This is a genomic window from Streptomyces sp. adm13(2018) (genome assembly GCF_008042145.1).
Taxonomy (GTDB): Bacteria; Actinomycetota; Actinomycetes; order Streptomycetales; family Streptomycetaceae; genus Streptomyces.
The window spans coordinates 1-2,112 of the sequence record NZ_RDBH01000295.1; the positions used below are offsets into that span (position 1 = coordinate 1).

Sequence of the window (2,112 nt, forward strand, 5' to 3'; positions counted from 1 at the left end):
ATCTCCGGGTGAGGACGTCCGGGGTCAGGACACGGTGACCGGCCCGCGCCCTGACGGATGCGAGCCGGCCACCTCCACCATGCCCGGGGCCCGCGCGGACGGGGGGAGACCGCAGGCCCTCAAGGAGCGGCCATGTCCTCCGCTCCAGAGCTCGTGTGCCCCCGAACCACGCACCCATGCACGTCATGCAGGACCGTGCATCCGCGGTCCGGTCCACGGCAGAAGTAGCGGTACGGGCGAGGAGCGGTACGGGCAGCAGGCGAACGGTGAGGGCAGGCCATGAGCGACGTGGACAACGAGTCCGACGGCCCCCGGGGACACGGACCCGCCGGGGCGCGGCCGGTGGAGTCGGTGTGGGACTACCCGCGGCCGCCGCGGCTGACGGCCGACGACCGTCATGTGCGGGTCACGGTCGGGCCCCACGTGGTGGCGGACACGTACGAGAGCCTGCGTGTCCTGGAGACGAGCCACCCCCCGGTCTTCTACCTGCCGCGCGGCGACGTGCACACGGAACTCCTGCGGGCCGGGGCGGGCCGGAGCGTCTGCGAGTGGAAGGGCGCGGCCACCTACTGGGATGTCGTCGTCGCCGACATCGTGGTGCCCCGCGCCGCTTGGAGCTACGAGCAGCCCCTCGCACCGTACGAGTCGCTCCGCGGCCATCTGGCCTTCTACCCCTCCGCGGCGCGCTGCACGGTGGACGGCGAGGTGGTGGTCGCCCAGGAGGGCGACTTCTACGGCGGCTGGATCACACCCGAGATCGAAGGTCCCTTCAAGGGCGGCCCGGGCACATGGGGTTGGTGACGGCCGACCGGCGGAACGGGTCCGACAAACGAGGCCGGCTCGCCACGCCCCGCCCCTGACCTGCAAGGCATCACATGATCTAGCGGATTCACGTGATGTGCCGCCGCGCGGTTCGCTGACAGGCTGCTGTCAGAGCTCGACCCGCCAGAGGAAACACCCATGCACACGCTTTCGCCGGCATCCGCGCCCGGCCCCCTCATCCGCACCCGCCACGCCGCGGAGACCGTGCCCGCCGCGCACCGCCGCGGCCACTGGCGCGAGGCACTGTCCCGGACGTTCGGAGCCGTGGACATGGCCATACCCGAAGAGGTGCGGTCCGGCACGATCCGTACCGCGGCACTGGGGCGCGTGCAGGCGGTCACGGTGGAGAGCGAGCCCCAGTTCGCCCACAGGACCAAGCGACTCATCGCCTGCGCCGACGACGAGGACCTCGTGGTCGTGAAGCTGCTCAGCCGGGGCGGCGCCCGCGTCGAACAGGACGCCCGGGACAACGTCGTACTCCCCGGACAGCTCTTCGTCTACGACATGGCGCGCCCGATCCGGCTCGCCCTCCCCGAACCGTTCCAGACGAAGTCCCTGGTCCTGCCGCGGGCCGTCCTCGGCCTCGACGAGTCCGACGTCTCCCGGATCACCGCCCTGCCCGTCGGGTCCGAATCCGCGGTCGGGGGGATCCTCGCGCCGCTCCTGTCGCAGCTGGTGGACACCGCCGAAACCTGTCCGGAGCCCGTCGGCGAGCTCATCGCCCGCAACGTGATCGACCTGCTCACCGTCCTCGCCGACGAACAGCGGGGCGCGGACACCACGGAGTCACCGAGCGGCGCTCGCGTGCTCCTCACCCGGATCCGCGCCTTCATCGACGCCCATCTGACCGACCCCGACCTCACGCCCGAGCTGGTCGCCCGCGCCCACCACGTCTCCGTGCGCTATCTACACAAGCTCTTCGAGGGCGAAGGCGTCACCGTCAGCCGCTGGATCCAGCGGCGCCGCCTCGAAGAGTGCCGGCGGACCCTTGCCCGCAGGGACGCCACCGACACGACGATCGCCGGAGTCGCACACCGGTGGGGGTTCACCAGCGCCTCGCACTTCAGCCGTGTCTTCCGTGCGGCGTACGGGCAGTCCCCGATCGACTGGAGGAACTCGGCGGCGGACGGGTGGAGCGCGCGATCCCGTCCGGCGGAGCCGTACCAGAGCGCGCTCGGCCAGGCCGTGTGACCAGACACTCACCTCTCAGATGTGCGTTGAGCTGCGGGTTTTGCCATAGTGACCCTCCTGGGAACGCTTCGGCGCCGGTGACGGTGGCCGGGGGCGGTC

At 71.5% G+C, this 2,112-nt stretch carries 2 protein-coding genes; both read left to right on the plus strand.

Annotated elements, in window-relative coordinates:
- The first annotated feature begins 279 nt into the window (after positions 1-279).
- Positions 280-801 (plus strand): DUF427 domain-containing protein, encoded by a 522-nt coding sequence (locus tag EAO70_RS36725; protein ID WP_148007104.1) that lies wholly within the window; start codon positions 280-282, stop codon positions 799-801.
- A 159-nt stretch (positions 802-960) separates the two neighbouring features.
- Entirely contained in the window at positions 961-2,013 is a 1,053-nt protein-coding gene (locus tag EAO70_RS36730; RefSeq protein ID WP_148007105.1) for a helix-turn-helix domain-containing protein, read from the plus strand.
- Positions 2,014-2,112 lie beyond the last annotated feature (99 nt).